The organism is Porphyromonas somerae DSM 23386 (assembly GCF_000372405.1).
Taxonomy (GTDB): domain Bacteria; phylum Bacteroidota; class Bacteroidia; order Bacteroidales; family Porphyromonadaceae; genus Porphyromonas_A; species Porphyromonas_A somerae.
In genome coordinates this window covers 25564-40898 of record NZ_AQVC01000010.1, presented here as the reverse complement: position 1 = coordinate 40898, position 15335 = coordinate 25564, and the positions used below count along the sequence as shown (strand labels likewise).

Here is a 15335-nt window from a genome sequence, read left to right as displayed (position 1 = left end):
CTATGAAACGGAGAAGTAGACCTACCCTCAGAAGAAGCTATTTGAGAGGGCAGGTACGGCTAAGAGAGCGATGTAATATGCTAACGAACAGACAGCGACAGATTATTGTCTACGGACTGAGTTTCGTCTACCTAGTCTGCTCAATCTGGATGGTGGCACAGTTCTTCCTCCCGCACCGTGAGGAGATGCCACCTATCCCTATGGGAGAGCTGGTGGACAGCCCGATACAGAGGGATACAACCTACATCAAGAGAATGGAACATTTAGCGATTAGTAACTATGGAGCATAAACAGAAAGAACAATTGAAGAAGGTGTTAGTCTTCGCAGGGCTGGGGATTATCTTTGCCCTTGCTATGTGGTTTATATTTGCACCCGCCACAAAGAAACAAACGGACGCTGGTGAGGGGTTGAATGACAACATACCACAAGCTACGACCGAAAAGCTTACGGAGAATAAACTCAAAGCCTATGAACTAGTTGACCATACAACTCAAGAGGAGCAAGCACGTGAGGAAGTGGGGAGACTGGCGGAGTACTTTCAGCAGGAGGGTAACTCGTCTGAGAGCGAGCCGCAGGAGGCGGTCGTTGGAAATAAGATTGAGTCTTCGATGCAACGCTACGAGGAGAACAACCGTTTGCTAGCAGACTTCTACGGCTCTGACCCTTATGAGGAGGAGCGAGAAGCTATGCAACAGGAGATTGATGACCTCAGACGTGAACTGCACGAGCTTAGCCAACAAGACGATGACGAGGAAGCTAAGCAACTAGCTCTTATGGAGAAGAGCTACCAAATGGCGGCTAAGTACTTGCCCGCAGCTGGTGCCTCTTCTGCCCATGGAGCTATGCCTATGGGTGAGCAGTCTCAGATGGTCTCTCCGCCTAGCGGTGGAGCTGCCAAGGACGAGGCTCCAATGGAGATAATAGCTGACCACAAGCCGTTGGTCTCAGCACTGGACCAGCCAATGAGTGACGAGGAGTTTATGGAGATGTACGGAGCCAAGGAGCGGAATATGAGCTTTCACTCGCTCTCTAATAGCTCCGCACGCTCTAGCGAGCGCAATACCCTTTGCGTAGTGGTGGACAAAACAACGACCCTCAAAGAGGGAGACTACGTTGCTCTTCGCCTGCTGGAGACCGCTCGTGTGCAGCAAATATCAATTCCGAAGCATAGTATCTTAATGGCACAAGCAAAGATAGATGGCAACCGAATGCAGCTACTGATTAAGAGCATAGAGGTGAATGGTCGCATTCTGCCGGTCAAACTATCTGCCTATGATACAGACGGACAGATGGGAGTCTATATTCCTGGCTCTGAAGAGGTGTCAGCACTCAAGGAGATGGGGGCAAATGTTGGGGGATCGATGGGGACCTCTTTCACCTTTTCCTCTTCGGCTAAAGACCAAATCATCTCAGAGGTGACTAGAGGAGTAATGCAGGGAGCTGGACAACTACTACAGAAGAAGCTCCGCACGATTAAGGTGACGCTCAAAGGAGGATATAGACTATTCCTTGTACAGACGAAGTAAGCTTTTAGAACTCTAACAATAACAACTGATATACCTATGAAGAAATGGATTTTATCTATCGTAGTTTGTGCTACGATAACGCTCCCCGCTATGGCACAACAAGTAGATGGAAACAATCAACTACTGAGTAGCGGAGACCTTTACCAAGGGATGAGCCGATCGATACCGAATGGGCGGGTCGTATTGCCCTACGGGCTGGAGGTCACGTTTGAAAAGACGGTGCATCTCATCTTTCCTGCAGCTATACGCTATGTAGACCTCGGGTCGCAAAACATTATTGCAGGGAAGGCTGACGATGCGGAGAATGTGCTGCGTGTAAAGGCTGCCGTCCGTGAGTTTGAGACGGAGACCAATATGAGCGTTATCTGTGAGGATGGCTCATTCTACGCATTCAATGTGAAGTATGCGGATGAACCAGAGAAGCTCAGCATGGAGATGAAGGACTTTCTATCTCCTACGGAGGGAAGACTGCCGAGCAATCGTGCGGACATCTACTTCAAAGAGCTGGGAAGTGAGTCGCCCATATTGGTTAAGCTGATTATGAAGAGCATCTACCAAAATGATAAGCGAACCATCAAGCATGTTGGAGCAAAGCAATTCGGGATGCGCTTCTTACTTCGTGGATTATATGCCCACAATGGGTTGCTTTACTTCCACGTCCGTATGGATAATGAGTCTAATATGCCGTATGCGGTGGACTTTATCACGTTCAAGGTGGTGGACAAGAAGGTGGCGAAGCATACAGCTATACAGGAGCGAATGCTACAGCCACTACGTGCCTTTCATCAGGTGATGTGGATTGGAGCGGGACGCTCTGAGAGAATAGTCTTTGCCTTGGAGCAGTTCACACTATCAGAGGATAAGCAGCTTGAAGTGACGCTTTACGAGCGAAACGGCAGTCGCACGCTCACTTTCTATGTGGAGCCTGAAGACCTTTTGCTCACTAAGAAGATTGACAACCTTAAACTGAAGTGGTGATGAAGAGATGGTTATCTATGATGGTCTGCGTGATGGTGGCTATGACTGCTGCTATGCCATCGTACGCACAGAGACTAATCCCTAGGCAAAATAGCGTTGAGCTGGTCGGCTCTATTCCGATTATCAAGGGGGAGAGACTATTCGCAAAGGAGAGTTTTGGGGTAGGTCTAGCGTTCGCACACTACTTCAAGCGGGCGAACTACGCTTTTCTCTTGGCGGAATATGAGCAGCAAGGGTTGACTTATCGCTCTTACAATGTTCCACTGCGTGATGCACTCCTGCATTTCGGCTATATGCACCCGATACTCTCGGATCGGGGGAAGAATGTCTTTGGCTACTTGGGACTATCCGCTCTCTGCGGTTATGAAGAGCTGAACGAGGATAAACGGTTGCTACCCGATGGGGCTACACTCCTGGACCGATCTCGCTTTACTTATGGTGGAGCGATACATAGCTCGGTGGAACTGTTCCTTACTGACAATCTGCTCTTCGTCCTCAAAGCTCAAGGGAGACTGCTCTTCGGCTCTGACCTGCATCGTTTTCGGCCTGCTATCTCAGCAGGACTCAAGTTCAATATCTAACTACCAACAACAATGAAAAAGTTCCTAGTGAATACGATATGGGCTGTGGGAGGGGTTGCCCTCGCCCTCTTTTGTCTATCTGCTTGTACTCGTGAGCTGGATGTGCAGCAGGCTTACGACTTCTCGCTTGAAGTGATGCTGGTGCAGAACTCCATAGCTAAGGGGGAAACGGCTGAAATACGCTGTAGTTTCAAAAGAAGTGGTCGCTTTGCCAATACGCGCTACACGATCCGTTACTTCCAGCCGGATGGCAAGGGTTGCTTGAAGATGGATGATGGCACTGTATTCAAACCGAATGACCGATATCCGCTCACAAGAGATGCCTTCCGTCTCTATTACACTTCACTCTCCACTGACCGCCAAACGATTGACATCTACGTGGAGGACAACTTCGGACAGCTTCAGCAACGGACTTTCAACTTCAACAATGAGCGGGAAGATGACATTGATAAGCCGGGATCTTCTCGCCCTTAAGAACGGAATAAATTCGAACGATAAATTCTTTCATTTTACTTTGTGTATTCTGCCTGTTCTGTCAGCCGACCCTTGCTCAGCGCAGGGTGCGGTTGGCAGACTTGCCACCTTTTGAGCGTACGGTAGTTGTTGTGAAATACTTTGAGGGCATGCACGGCTGGCAGAATTATCCGTATGTTGGATATGGGCATCAGCTGCAACGGGGCGGGGAGAGCATTTTACGGCAGATATGACAGAACGACAGGCGGACTCCCTGCTCCGTACCGACCTTTGGAAATGCTTTGAACACGCGGAGGGATTTGGCAAGGATGCGCTGCTGCTGACCTTGCTTGCCTACAATGTGGGTGTGGCGATTGCTTGCCGTTTTATTCGCCTTTTCCGCTATAAATGAGTAACTTTGCAGAGTTATATAATAACAATTCTATGAATTGTGAGGAAACCCACAAAAATGGTTTCGTGAGATAATAAATCATTTCATATGGAAAAGAATTGGGAGAGGAACTTATCCGTATATATCAACAGAACAATTAGTCCTGACGGTAGAGATACTTTTGAGTCCACACAAGCATTGAGCGAACGGATGTTTGAATTTGCGAGTGTCAAGAATGGAGATAAAGTGTTGGATTTGGGGTGTGGTTGGGGAAAATCCCTGGATCTGTTCGTTCCTCATTTTCTATCCGCTCTCGGAATAGATACGAGCCAAGAGAATATTGCACAGGCAAAGGATGCTTATAAACGCTATGATAATGTTTCGTTTCAGTGTGGTAGCATTCAAAATTTAGAACTGTCGGCAGAAAGTGTGGATTTAATCATTTCCTCGCTTGTTCTGCATCAAGTGGAATGGAATGAGCAGGAAAGACTGTTTGAAGCTGTGAAGCAGGTGCTGAAAACAGATGGCGAAATGATAATGGCAGATGAAATCATCTTGTTCAATCCAGACGCATCTCCCGAAAAGTTTAATGAAGTCTATCGCTATCTGTTGGAACATACTACCCCGAAAGAAGTGTATGAAAATCATATCAAACCATATCTGCAAGAGGGACATATCTATACTTGGCAGGACATGAAAGAGAACACTCCTCCCGAATATTGGTTCCACTCTATCGAAGATTTGAAAACGACATTGCAGAAAGTTTGTCTGAAACTTGTGGAGGTTCAAGAAATAACCCCGTTTTTCGGTCTGCTCAAAATCAAACATCAATAATATCAAAAGAATGAAACCGAGGAAGATATACGCCTGTTGGATTTATGTAAGTGATTTGCAAAAGTCAAAGCAATTTTATAAGGACATGGGCTTTGAGGTTAAACTAACAGATGGAGATTGGATAGAGTTTGATTTAGGTGAAACTTCATTCGCCATTCTTCAAAGACCAGCACATAAAGGTGATGTGATTGCCAGCAAAACAAGGATTATGTTTGAAACCGACAACATAGAACTTGTATATGAGGAATTGAAGAACAAAGGAGTAAAGACGATTGGAGAAATAAGAACAGAATCCTACGGAAAGTTGCTGACTTTTGAAGACCCTGACGGACACTGGCTGGAATTTTACCAAAGACTTTCTTTTAGTGATTAAAAGGAATATGAGTATTTGGTAATGGCTTTTTGTTACTTTTGAGCCGTCTCAACTCACTGTCAAAAGTAACGAGGTGCTTTTTATCGGGGTTTCTTTGCTCCTTTCTTTTTCTGCCCAAAGCTCACGAAAGAAAGGAGCAGTCGGCAAATCTGCCAGCTGCATTACTCTATCTGTTTGTCTTGAGCGATTATCCGTCCCGTCCTTACTTCGGGATGAGTGGGGAGAGCCCAATTTATTTCATCATCGGGCAAAGTGCTGTGAATGCTGCCACCCATAACCAACCCACAATTCTGCAGGACTTTCTCTCGTGCTTCTTCCTTGCTCTCCGCAACAACCTCGAACACTCCTTCAAATATGTATTGCGTCCGTACTCTATAAACTTTCTCCTTCATAATCTTAAAATTCAACTTTTAATAATCTGAATTCCTTTGGTTCTCCATTGGATAATCTGCGGTGGGTAAGCCAAAAGTGATGTGCGCCATAGCCGTATGCAAAGAACTTGTCAAGTTCTGTTTCTCCGGCTATTTTGTTGATAGCCGACCTTAACTCCTCTTTGTTGTCAGATAGGGTTATTGCGTTGATAACCCTAATGAGAATATGCGGTATCTCATCTGCCAAGTTGTAGATAATATTTTCAATCTCAGTTTTCATATTTCTAATAATTTAATGGTTCATACTTTATGCTGTCGCTTTCATTCTTCGACTTATAAGACCTCGATTGGCATTCACAAGGTTTACTATCTGCTCGTGATATTCCGTATTCTTGTTGCATTTTCCACGACTTTGCACCACTTCCAAAGTTCGTAATGATACTTCAATAGTCTCTATTCGCTTGCCTTCAATGGTAGCCGATAGGATAAGCGAGTCTTCTTTGAGATAGTACTCGTTAGAGAATACGCAATGGTGCATTGATACACCTTCTTCCAAATGTTCCTGCACGCTCTCCAATACGTGGACTTGGATTGTGCCGTCCGTGAAATGGATACCGAAAAACTTGGATTTAAGTTCTTTGAAACGCTTTTCATCTTCCATTGCCTTTTCCCGTTTTCGCTCCATCGCCTCCCGCTCACGCTGTCTGCGAAGCTCCACTTCTCGTTTGTTATGCTCTCCTCTGAGGTCGGAGGGGCAGATGTATTTCGGGTTGTGGATGTCCTTACCCAATCGTTTGAGCATATCTACATAGTCACACCACAAGGCAATGTCGCTTATTATGTAGTGGTGACGAAGTGTCAACTTGTATGAGCTCCAATAGTTGTCAAGCCCTTTGCCCCTTGATAGGAGGTATCTTAAATCCTTATATCGTCCTGCTTTCATCATTGTTTCTGCACGACTATCAGTAAGTAAAGCTGAGATGAGTCGAGTAGGAGCTATGCCGTGAAACTCTCGATTGAAGCCATTTCTATAAAGCGTATTCGTGACCTTTAGCTTAGGATATATCTGAAAAGAGGCTACATATCGGTAAGCTTCGCTATCGTTACGGATAGCCATCGGGGAGCAAAAAGAAAAGCTATCAATGTAATGTCCAAAAGTACGCTGTATGGCTACTAATGCTTGTCTCCCTGCATCGTTCCACCAATAATGCCCAATCTCAATGACAGAGCTCTGTGCTCTGCAACCTTTCTCCATACCTACAACAAGGAGAAACATTCGCAACACTTGATACTCTCCACAAGTGGTTAGTAGCGTGAAGTACTGCTTCTGTTGTAGCTTCCGCATTCTTGTTGTCTTGACTTGCAGCCTTGCCCTACATTGAGGGCAAGTGCAAGTATCTATAGGTTGCTCTAAAGTCCAACTATAACCACAATCCATACAAGTCGTACGACCTTTAGGTAAGCGGAAGGCAAAGTGGTCTATGCACTCTCGGAATGCCCACTGATGCTGCGCTTTTGTTATCGGGCATAGTTTCGTACTCAGAGCCAATACGGCTTTCTCAAACTTGTTCCTAGGTTTCATAAGGCAAGGGTGTCAAATAGTGTGGGTTGCGGTTGTGTAGAAGATGTTGTCTCGGTTCTTTCAGCTCTCTTGGGTCGCTCGTATCTCTTCTGCAATTTGACAAGTTCCTCTTGTTGGTATTGCTTGATAGCTTCCTGCCGTGCTTGCTTTTTCTCTTCTTCGGAGAGCTCTACAACGTGATTGACCACAACATTGCAACCAGATACTTTGTCCACCTCTATATTATCTTCGTCATAATAGTGAACTGCCATTGAGTATATCTCCTCATCGGCAAAGCCATTACAACCACTTCTTTGCACCTCACTCAAGATGTAGAGAATGCACTCCTCTATGTTCTTATGGGGCTTCTGTAGATTGGGCGCAAACAAAGGGTCTGTCATCGCACGTCCATTAAGATACTCGGCTATCGTTCGGGTAAATTGTTCTGTTCCTTTCATTGTCTTATCTCTATTAGTGCTGTTACTGCTTGGGTATCTCTACGATTTGGTTGATAGGTCCATAGAGGTAGTTGAGTAGGCTGGTGCGGTCGGGAGCATAGTACTCTGCCCACTGTCCATATTGATTGACGAGGTACTTCTTCAATACATCGATGAAGTCAAATCGCCATCCTTGTAGCGGTACGGCAGAGCGGAAGTAGGTATTGTTATTCACCGCTTCACAGAGCCAATCCTTATCCTCATGGCTCATTCGCTCGCCACGATTAAGCTTTGCTCTCAGGAGATATACAGAGCTGTCACAAAGGCTTTCCAATGGGGGTACGTCCCAATGGACGAACTTGGTAGCCAACGCCTGCTCACTTTGTTCAAACTCAGAACTTATGCGGTAATGAGAGGAGGAGCTATATCCTTTTTCTTTCGTTGATGATGTCATGTTTACTTTCTGCTTATTCATAAGAGACCTTTTTTTTATGCGTTCAAAGATCGGAGTATGCTGATTCCTTTTTTCAAGCAAAAACAAGGTAGCGGGGCGAGACTTACACATGGTTTTGGCGGGAAATACTACCCGAAGCAAATAGCATAGGTGTGGAGATTTTCCAGACAAACCGAATGGCCTGACCTTGGGAAAGTCTTTAAGCCCCGTACTACCTTTGCGATGAAAAAGAATCAGCGTCCGATTTGACCCCTGCATAACTGGGGAGCTATGACTGAAAAGCAGAAGTGCAATGCCTAAACAGAAGAAGCAAAAAGGGTGACCAGCCTCGCAAGAGAGCCAGTCACCCAAAGAGTTGTTTCTCTGAAGTGAGAGAGGTGCTATATCATAGCACGCAAAGCAGTATTACGGCTAGTACAACAATCCAAAAGAGGTAGCGTAAAAGCGTAAATGTGATTTGTAGAACGGTACGAACGATAAATCGTAGTACCACAAAACCAATCAGTATCAATAGAGCTGTTACGACCTGTGCTGTGACTAACTTAGAGAGTAAGTACACTCCACCCGATAGGATACCCATAAGTAAGGTAAGTCGGAAGATGCGAGACCATTTGATCTCGTTGCTCGGAGTAGTTTTGGACGCAACTTGTAGTGGTTCCTCTTTATCTGCAGGAACACTTGCCCGTATGAAGGCTGGACTGTGCAGGTCTTTGTTCATGAGAGATCTATTCATATTCGGAGTCTTTTAGAGTTTTCAAGAGCAGAGCCAAGAGACTATGCGACATAAAGACAAGAGATAGACTATGCTCTTGACGTATGGAGCAGAGAGACTATCTTGGCTCTTGAAGCTCAAAAGGCGCACGAGATAGGGATAATCTACATTGTCTACTCTAATGCACTCACATCGCCTATCGCGAGAAGTTGATTAGCTTCGATAAGAAGTACAACTGTTCCTGTCAGTTCTGTGTAGAGCGTGTCATACTCAGGTGTTGCAACAAATTCATCCGTAAGGTTATACTTGTCAAATAGGTTCTGTATCGCCTTGTTCCCGAGAAGTATCTGAGAGAGCCGTTCGGGGAGTGGGGAGGGGAGCTCCTTTTCAAATTCATTCTCCAAGACAGACACAAGCGTGTCGTATTTGGAGAAATGCAGGTCACGATACAGCACTTCACTAGCCATACTCTCTGCTTCGGGATACGAGAATCCTTCTTCCACAGCATCACAGTAGGTAGTAAGAGCTTCATCAGCTCGTGCCTTGATAAATGGTTTGTCTTCCACCTTTTCAGGGAAATGCTCACTAAGGTAGCTCTCTAGCTTTAAGCGGAAGTAGGATAGTTCTTTCTTATTCGTTGTCTTCATCTTCTTATTTGGTTTTAATGGTTGCACTTATTGCCAGCTATTCTCTCCGATACCCATTGCCGTATTGAACTTGCCTAGCTTGTCAGCAAACTGCTCCATGTCATGTTCAATCTTCTTATTGGTGATACGGGCATAGATTTGCGTTGTTCGGATATTGGTATGCCCCAGCATTTTAGAGACACTTTCCATAGGAACGCCTTTACTGAGACAGAGAGTAGCAAAGGTATGTCGAGCTAAGTGAAAGGTCAAGTTCTTGCTGATACCACAAATGTCTGCAATCTCCTTCAAATACGAATTCATCTTCTGATTGCTAAGGATAGGGAAGAGCTTGCCATCTCTATATGTATCATGGTTGTACTTAGAAATAATGGCTTTGGGAAGATCAAGGAGTAGGACATTAAATGCAATGTTAGTCTTTTTCCTTTTTGACATAACCCATTCTTTGTCATCCATAACTACTATATCCTCGGGCGTTAGGTTGCGTACATCAATGTAAGCCAAACCAGTAAAGCAAGAGAATATGAATATATCTCTTACAAGCTCCAACCGTGGCAGTCTTGTTAAATCTTTGGCAACAATAAGGGATACCTCATCTTCCGTTAAAAACCCTCTGTCAACAGGTTTCGTGTGGAATTTGATGTCAAGGAAAGGGTCATGCATGATTATGCCCCTCTTTTGTGCGAATATTGTCATTGTCTTAAGAAGTTTGAGCTTCTTCTGTGCCGTGTTATGAGCTAAATTAGCTTTTGTCTTAAGGTAGAGTTCAAAGTCCATAACCACTGAGGGTGTAAACTCTAAGAGACCTATATCCTCTCGGTTGTAGGTGGATTTTAAGAATCGCACGAAGTGTGTCTTAACCACGGTGTATTTCTGCAAGCTGTCTTTACTGAGAGACTTTCCCACTTGTTGTGCTACATGGTCTAGATATCTATCTATGACTGGGAGTAAAGTAGTAAACTCCTTGTCTCTGCCAAGATATACTTGCTTTAGTCTTTCGACTGTTAAGTCCTCCTCTTCTTTCATTTTCCCAAACATCTCATATAGAGAGGTGGAAAGTGAGTCTAAGGAGGCGTTAAGGGTTAGTGCTTCAGCCGTACGTCCTTTCATCCGACTGGTGGAGTTATTCCACATACTCTTCTTTACAAAGAGCTTTGTAGTGCCAAGGTTTGCCATTTCTCGATTGAGAAAGATCCTAAGCATGATTGGAGATTTCCCTTCTTTATTCTCGTAGTTAGAGCGTAGGTAGAAGGATACCTTAAACTGTCTTCTCATGTCACTTAGTTTTGTGTAGCAGAAGCACACTAATTCTGTAGCAAAATGCGCCAAAACTAATGTAGCATAACTGCCACAAAGTTCGTAAATATCTTTCTGAAAACAAGCGACTTACAGTGGTCAATTTAGTGGTCATTTAGTAGTCACTGCTACATTTTTCGGTTGTCCAAAATTAGTGTAGCAGAAAATGTAGCAGAAAATGACCTTTTGGCGAATACCTAACACCACCTATAGGTATTCATCGGTAGTCAGTGTATACGAGAAAAGTCGCTGTAGAAGCTTGTTCTACAACGACTTTTCCTTGATTTGAAGCCTTATTTGAATACCTTGTTGAAACTCTAAATAAGACCTCTTGCGGAAGCGGGGGGATTCGAACCCCCGGTACGGTTGCCCGTACGTCAGTTTAGCAAACTGGTGGTTTCAGCCACTCACCCACACTTCCAATCGAGTGCAAAGATAACAATTATTTCGTTATAGCCAAAGGATTTGAGAACAAAAGTGGTTTCAAAGTTTGTTTTTTATCTTTAAGGGTAGGGCAGTCACCTGAAAAATCAGGTGGTAGTTATTCGCTGTTTATAGTTATTTTCTTATCTTGTCAATGTGATTTAAGTGATTTCTAAGATAGAGTATGATCAAAGGATATATTTAACGTATTTAATCAAGAGATATTATGACAGAATCTAGTACATCAACTACTTATCGTGGAAATGATAAGGTACTTATCGGTATTATATTAGGTCTGCTTTCATTTTGGTTATTTGGCATGACCATGCTGAGTATTCAAGATGTTGTGCAAAAAGATCTTCAGATTGATAGAGGTGCCTTAGGGCTTGCCGTAACGATTACCTCCCTTGTCTCGGGTGTGACCGTTGTGATGTTTGGTAATATTGCCGATCGCTACGGACGTGCTAAGACATTGCGTTGGGGCTTTTATGCTGCCATTGTAGGAGGTATTCTTATTGCTACTACCCCTGCTAGTAGTATTTGGACCCTCCCATTTATGCTGACGGGTCGTACCCTGCAAGGGGTGTCAGCAGCCTGTATCATGCCTGCTTCACTGGCGATAATTGCTCAGTTTTGGGAGGAAAAAGAGCGTCAAAGAGCCATCAGTCTTTGGAGTATGGGCACTTGGGGTGGCACAAGCTTCGCCACTTTCGTCGGTACCAATATGACCTCCTTTTTGGGCTGGCGCTCTATTTTTGTCTTGGCAGCTGTAACCGCCTTTATCGGACTTTTACTGGTGCGAGAGATTCCTCGCAACTATGTGGAGGGTGCCAAAGATGTAACGTTTGACTTCAAGGGGATGGTCATCTTTATGATCTCCGTCATCTGCTTGATGATAGTGATCAACTATGGTAGCAGTTGGGGATGGAACAACCCTATTACTATGGTCTTAACGGCAGTGGCAATTATAGGACTTATCCTATTCGTAAGTATCGAATCAGGAGTGGAGCTACCTTTCGTCAATATTCGGCTCTTTCAGAATAAAACCTTTACAGGAGCCACCATCTCCAATTTTATTCTCAATAGCACTGCCGGCGCACTAGTCGTTATCCCTGCACTAATGTCTGCCGCGACCGATTACGATGGCAGTGTCATTGGCTTCCTATCTATTGGTTATGGCGTGGTGATCATTGCTTTTATTCGGATTGGAGAGCGCCTGTTGCAGAAGTACGGACCACGGAGACCGATGCTACTAGGAAGCTTTATCGTTATGCTCGCTTTCCTAGTGATGTTGCCTACCAACGTGATGCGAGAAACCTATCTTATCTTGATGGGAGTCGGGTACGCACTCTTCGGACTTGGCCTAGCTTGCTATGCCACCCCTTCTACCGACGCTGCCCTCTCCACCCTTCCTCCAAAGGAATCTGCAGCTGGGTCAGGTATTTACAAGATGGCTTCATCACTTGGTTCCGCCTTTGGTATTGCAGTTTCTAGTGCCATTTACTACGGTTTGCTCTCTGGGAGTGGACAACAACTGGCACCTGAAAATAGTTTTTTCAATCAAATATTCATCGGTGAACAGTCCAACCTCGTCTTTAGACAGTCTGCAATGATAGCTATGGCCTACAATATCTGTATGGTGCTGCTTGCGATTTTGGTAATCTCCATCACCGTTCCCAAACAAAGTAAAAAGTAACCCCTATTCATTTTGAATAAAGTATATGAAAGTTAGAAAAGAGATAGAAGCCCTCGCACCAAAGATGAGGGAGTGGCAAGAGCATTTGCACAAGCACCCCGAGGTAGCACTCGAAGAGGTTAACTCCGCCAAATACATCGCATCAGAGCTTCGTGCAATGGGCTATGAGGTAGAAGAGGGCATCGGCACAACGGGGTTGGTCGCTACCCTCAAAGTGGGAAATGGTGCCAAGAACCTTGGTATCAGGGCTGAGTTTGATGCACTTCCCATAGAAGAGGTTAATGAGCTTTCCTATCGAAGCGTTATTGAGGGCAAGTCACACCTCTGTGGACACGATGGCCATACCGCCATGTTGCTAGGGGCAGCTAAGTATCTTATGGAGACCAAGAATTTTAATGGCACCCTGACACTTATCTTCCAGCCAGCTGAAGAGACCATGCAAGGTAGTCCTGGCATGATTGCGGATGGGTTATTCGAAAAGTACCCAGTAGATGCCGTCTACGCTATGCACAATATTCCTGGACTTGAAAAGGGCAAACTCTACTTCCGTGAGGGTGCCACTATGTCGGCTGTGGATAATTGGGAGATAGAATTGGTGGGCAAGGGGTCGCACGGCTCTATGCCAGAATTGAGTATTGATCCCGTGGTAGCAGGGGCTTCACTTGTGATGGCACTCCAGACAATTGTCTCACGCAACCTCAGTCCTTGGCACAATGCCGTCGTCACCATCGGAGCCTTTATCGCTGGAAATGCTGGCAATGTGATTGCCAATAGTGCCATCCTACGTCTATCGGTGCGCAATATGATTGCCGAGGATCGGGAGTTGGTGCTACGTCGTATCCGTGAAATCACCAAAGCCCAAGCAGAGTGTTATGGCTGTACCTACGAGATTAGGGAGGGCCAGCCTGGGGCTGTACTCGTCAATACTCCCGAGGAGACTGCCTTTGCCACTCAGGTGGCGATAGATACTTATGGAGCGGAAAATGTGGTCAATCCAGCTGCCTCCTTTATGAGTAGCGAGGATTTTGCCTTTATGCTCCAGAAGAAGCCAGGTACCTACTTGATGATTGGCAATGGAGATACCCCAATGGTGCACCACCCCAAGTATATCTTGGATCAAGATATTTTCCCTATCGGAGCCAATTATTGGGTTTCACTTGCTGAGGCCTATCTGAAGTAACGGTCTGTCACATATAAAGAGAGAAGTCCCTTGTGCCAAAGGTGCAAGGGACTTCTCTTCTTAATGCTATTTGTGCCCCATTGTGTTTACTTCAAGTGTATCTATTCTTTTTTGTACCTTTGTGAATAAGCCATATAGAGAATAATAATGAGAGACTTTATAAAGACAGATGCAGCTACTGATCGCGCCTACCTTGTGGGCCTCGTGACCCCCGATGTTTCGGAGCAAGAGGTCAATGAGTACCTAGAGGAGTTGGCCTTTTTAGCGCATACCGCACAGATACAGGCAGTGGAGAGCTTTACGCAGAGACTAGAGCACCCCAACGGAGCTACATTTATAGGAAGTGGCAAGCTCCAGGAGATTGCCGATAAAATAGAGGAGGACGAGATCGGTACTGTGATATTCGACGACGAACTATCCCCCAATCAGATGCGTAATATAGAGCAAAAGCTCAAGGTGCGTGTGCTAGACCGCACCTCCCTTATCCTAGATATCTTCGCCTCCAGAGCACGCACAGCTCACGCCAAGACACAGGTGGAGCTGGCCCAATACAATTATCTCCTTCCACGACTAACGAGATTGTGGAGCCACTTGGATAGACAGCGAGGCGGAGGTGCCTTGATGCGGGGACCTGGTGAAACTCAGCTAGAGACCGACCGCCGAATAGTATTGGATAAGATTGCCAAGCTCAAAGAGGAGCTAGATAAGATCGCCAAGCAGAAAGTGGTGCAACGCAAGAATAGAGGTAAGATGGTGCGAGTGGCACTAGTCGGCTATACGAATGTGGGGAAGTCTACCATCCTCAATCTCCTAGCCAAGAGCGAAGTATTTGCCGAGAACAAACTCTTCGCCACCCTCGATACCACCGTCCGCAAGGTGGTGGTAAAGAATCTACCATTCCTTCTCTCCGATACGGTTGGGTTTATCCGAAAGCTACCGACCGAGCTGATAGAGTCCTTCAAGTCGACACTCGACGAGGTCAAGGAGTCCGATATCCTTATCCACGTAGTTGATGTGTCGCATCCCGCCTTTGAGGAGCAGATAGCAGTGGTCAATCAAACCCTCAGTGAGATACTCGACGGAGAGAAAAAGCCCACAATCCTTATCTTTAATAAGGTTGATGCCTTTACCTTTGAACCCAAAGATGAGGACGACCTCACGCCAGCCACCAAAGAAAATATCTCGTTGGAGGAGCTGAAAAAGACCTGGATGGCCAAGCAGGGTGAGGAGGACGTACTATTCATTTCGGCCAAAGAGGGGCTAGGGATTGAAGAGCTAAAAGAGCGTCTCTACGATCGTGTGAAGGAGATCCACGTTACACGCTTCCCTTACGACGACTTCCTCTTTAGCTATTACGATGAGACCGGTGAGGAGGTGACTCACTAGTCCATCTTGTTTTATTGATTTGAAAACGATGTAAGTAA

Annotated in this window: 18 protein-coding genes, 1 tRNA gene and 1 pseudogene; 11 read left to right on the top strand and 9 right to left on the bottom strand. The window is 45.4% G+C overall.

The window, feature by feature from the left end; all coding sequences use genetic code 11:
- The first annotated feature begins 2 nt into the window (after positions 1 to 2).
- The 8 genes and pseudogenes from A3GK_RS10335 to A3GK_RS0103000 all read left to right on the top strand — a co-directional run bounded on the left by A3GK_RS10335 (position 3) and on the right by A3GK_RS0103000 (position 5137).
- Complete coding sequence (locus A3GK_RS10335) at positions 3 to 290, top strand: hypothetical protein (RefSeq protein WP_013760812.1); 288 nt, start codon at positions 3 to 5, stop codon at positions 288 to 290.
- Positions 280 to 1527 carry a conjugative transposon protein TraM gene (gene traM, locus A3GK_RS0103030; RefSeq protein ID WP_018028015.1) on the top strand — a complete coding sequence of 416 codons (1248 nt, stop codon included), beginning with the start codon at positions 280 to 282 and terminating at the stop codon, positions 1525 to 1527. Before A3GK_RS10335 ends, traM begins: the two co-directional genes overlap by 11 nt.
- A gap of 36 nt (positions 1528 to 1563) precedes the next feature.
- The gene (traN, locus tag A3GK_RS0103025; RefSeq protein ID WP_026161676.1) at positions 1564 to 2505 is read left to right on the top strand and encodes a conjugative transposon protein TraN; all 942 of its coding nucleotides are present in this window, start codon (positions 1564 to 1566) and stop codon (positions 2503 to 2505) included.
- Positions 2505 to 3086, top strand: coding sequence for a conjugal transfer protein TraO (locus A3GK_RS0103020; protein WP_018028013.1), 582 nt, complete (start codon positions 2505 to 2507; stop codon positions 3084 to 3086). Before traN ends, A3GK_RS0103020 begins: the two co-directional genes overlap by 1 nt.
- A gap of 12 nt (positions 3087 to 3098) precedes the next feature.
- Positions 3099 to 3560, top strand: a complete 462-nt coding sequence (locus A3GK_RS0103015; protein ID WP_018028012.1) for a DUF3872 domain-containing protein — start codon at positions 3099 to 3101, stop codon at positions 3558 to 3560.
- A gap of 11 nt (positions 3561 to 3571) precedes the next feature.
- A pseudogene (locus A3GK_RS10330) lies at positions 3572 to 3909 on the top strand (lysozyme); the annotation flags it as partial.
- 129 nt (positions 3910 to 4038) lie between these two features.
- Positions 4039 to 4764, top strand: a complete 726-nt coding sequence (locus A3GK_RS0103005) for a class I SAM-dependent methyltransferase (protein WP_018028010.1) — start codon at positions 4039 to 4041, stop codon at positions 4762 to 4764.
- A gap of 10 nt (positions 4765 to 4774) precedes the next feature.
- The gene (locus A3GK_RS0103000) at positions 4775 to 5137 is read left to right on the top strand and encodes a VOC family protein (protein WP_018028009.1); all 363 of its coding nucleotides are present in this window, start codon (positions 4775 to 4777) and stop codon (positions 5135 to 5137) included.
- A 161-nt stretch (positions 5138 to 5298) separates the two neighbouring features.
- Here A3GK_RS0103000 and A3GK_RS0102995 read toward each other — a convergent pair whose 3' ends face one another.
- From A3GK_RS0102995 to A3GK_RS0102955, 9 genes are all read right to left on the bottom strand, one after another.
- Positions 5299 to 5529, bottom strand: coding sequence for a hypothetical protein (locus A3GK_RS0102995; protein ID WP_018028008.1), 231 nt, complete (start codon positions 5527 to 5529; stop codon positions 5299 to 5301).
- A 4-nt stretch (positions 5530 to 5533) separates the two neighbouring features.
- A complete protein-coding gene (locus tag A3GK_RS0102990) occupies positions 5534 to 5788 on the bottom strand; it encodes a hypothetical protein (RefSeq protein ID WP_018028007.1) in 255 nt (84 codons plus the stop codon).
- Positions 5789 to 5815: 27 nt separating this feature from the next.
- Positions 5816 to 7090: a PcfJ domain-containing protein gene (locus A3GK_RS0102985; RefSeq protein ID WP_018028006.1), complete on the bottom strand. Its 1275-nt coding sequence runs from the start codon at positions 7088 to 7090 to the stop codon at positions 5816 to 5818.
- Positions 7087 to 7527 carry a PcfK-like family protein gene (locus A3GK_RS0102980; RefSeq protein WP_018028005.1) on the bottom strand — a complete coding sequence of 147 codons (441 nt, stop codon included), beginning with the start codon at positions 7525 to 7527 and terminating at the stop codon, positions 7087 to 7089. Before A3GK_RS0102980 ends, A3GK_RS0102985 begins: the two co-directional genes overlap by 4 nt.
- Before the next feature lie 22 nt (positions 7528 to 7549).
- A complete protein-coding gene (locus A3GK_RS11800) occupies positions 7550 to 8218 on the bottom strand; it encodes a hypothetical protein (protein WP_394358174.1) in 669 nt (222 codons plus the stop codon).
- 127 nt (positions 8219 to 8345) lie between these two features.
- Complete coding sequence (locus A3GK_RS11795; RefSeq protein ID WP_018028003.1) at positions 8346 to 8678, bottom strand: hypothetical protein; 333 nt, start codon at positions 8676 to 8678, stop codon at positions 8346 to 8348.
- A 167-nt stretch (positions 8679 to 8845) separates the two neighbouring features.
- Positions 8846 to 9319 carry a DUF1896 domain-containing protein gene (locus tag A3GK_RS0102965; RefSeq protein ID WP_018028002.1) on the bottom strand — a complete coding sequence of 158 codons (474 nt, stop codon included), beginning with the start codon at positions 9317 to 9319 and terminating at the stop codon, positions 8846 to 8848.
- A 27-nt stretch (positions 9320 to 9346) separates the two neighbouring features.
- Positions 9347 to 10591: a site-specific integrase gene (locus A3GK_RS0102960; protein ID WP_018028001.1), complete on the bottom strand. Its 1245-nt coding sequence runs from the start codon at positions 10589 to 10591 to the stop codon at positions 9347 to 9349.
- A gap of 355 nt (positions 10592 to 10946) precedes the next feature.
- Positions 10947 to 11033: transfer RNA gene (locus tag A3GK_RS0102955), tRNA-Ser, on the bottom strand.
- Positions 11034 to 11261: 228 nt separating this feature from the next.
- Here A3GK_RS0102955 and A3GK_RS0102950 point away from each other — a divergent pair.
- The 3 genes from A3GK_RS0102950 to hflX all read left to right on the top strand — a co-directional run bounded on the left by A3GK_RS0102950 (position 11262) and on the right by hflX (position 15297).
- Entirely contained in the window at positions 11262 to 12731 is a 1470-nt protein-coding gene (locus A3GK_RS0102950; protein ID WP_018028000.1) for an MFS transporter, read from the top strand.
- Positions 12732 to 12756: 25 nt separating this feature from the next.
- Positions 12757 to 13911, top strand: a complete 1155-nt coding sequence (locus A3GK_RS0102945; RefSeq protein WP_018027999.1) for a M20 aminoacylase family protein — start codon at positions 12757 to 12759, stop codon at positions 13909 to 13911.
- A 147-nt stretch (positions 13912 to 14058) separates the two neighbouring features.
- Positions 14059 to 15297, top strand: coding sequence for a GTPase HflX (gene hflX, locus A3GK_RS0102940; protein WP_018027998.1), 1239 nt, complete (start codon positions 14059 to 14061; stop codon positions 15295 to 15297).
- Positions 15298 to 15335: the final 38 nt, after the last annotated feature.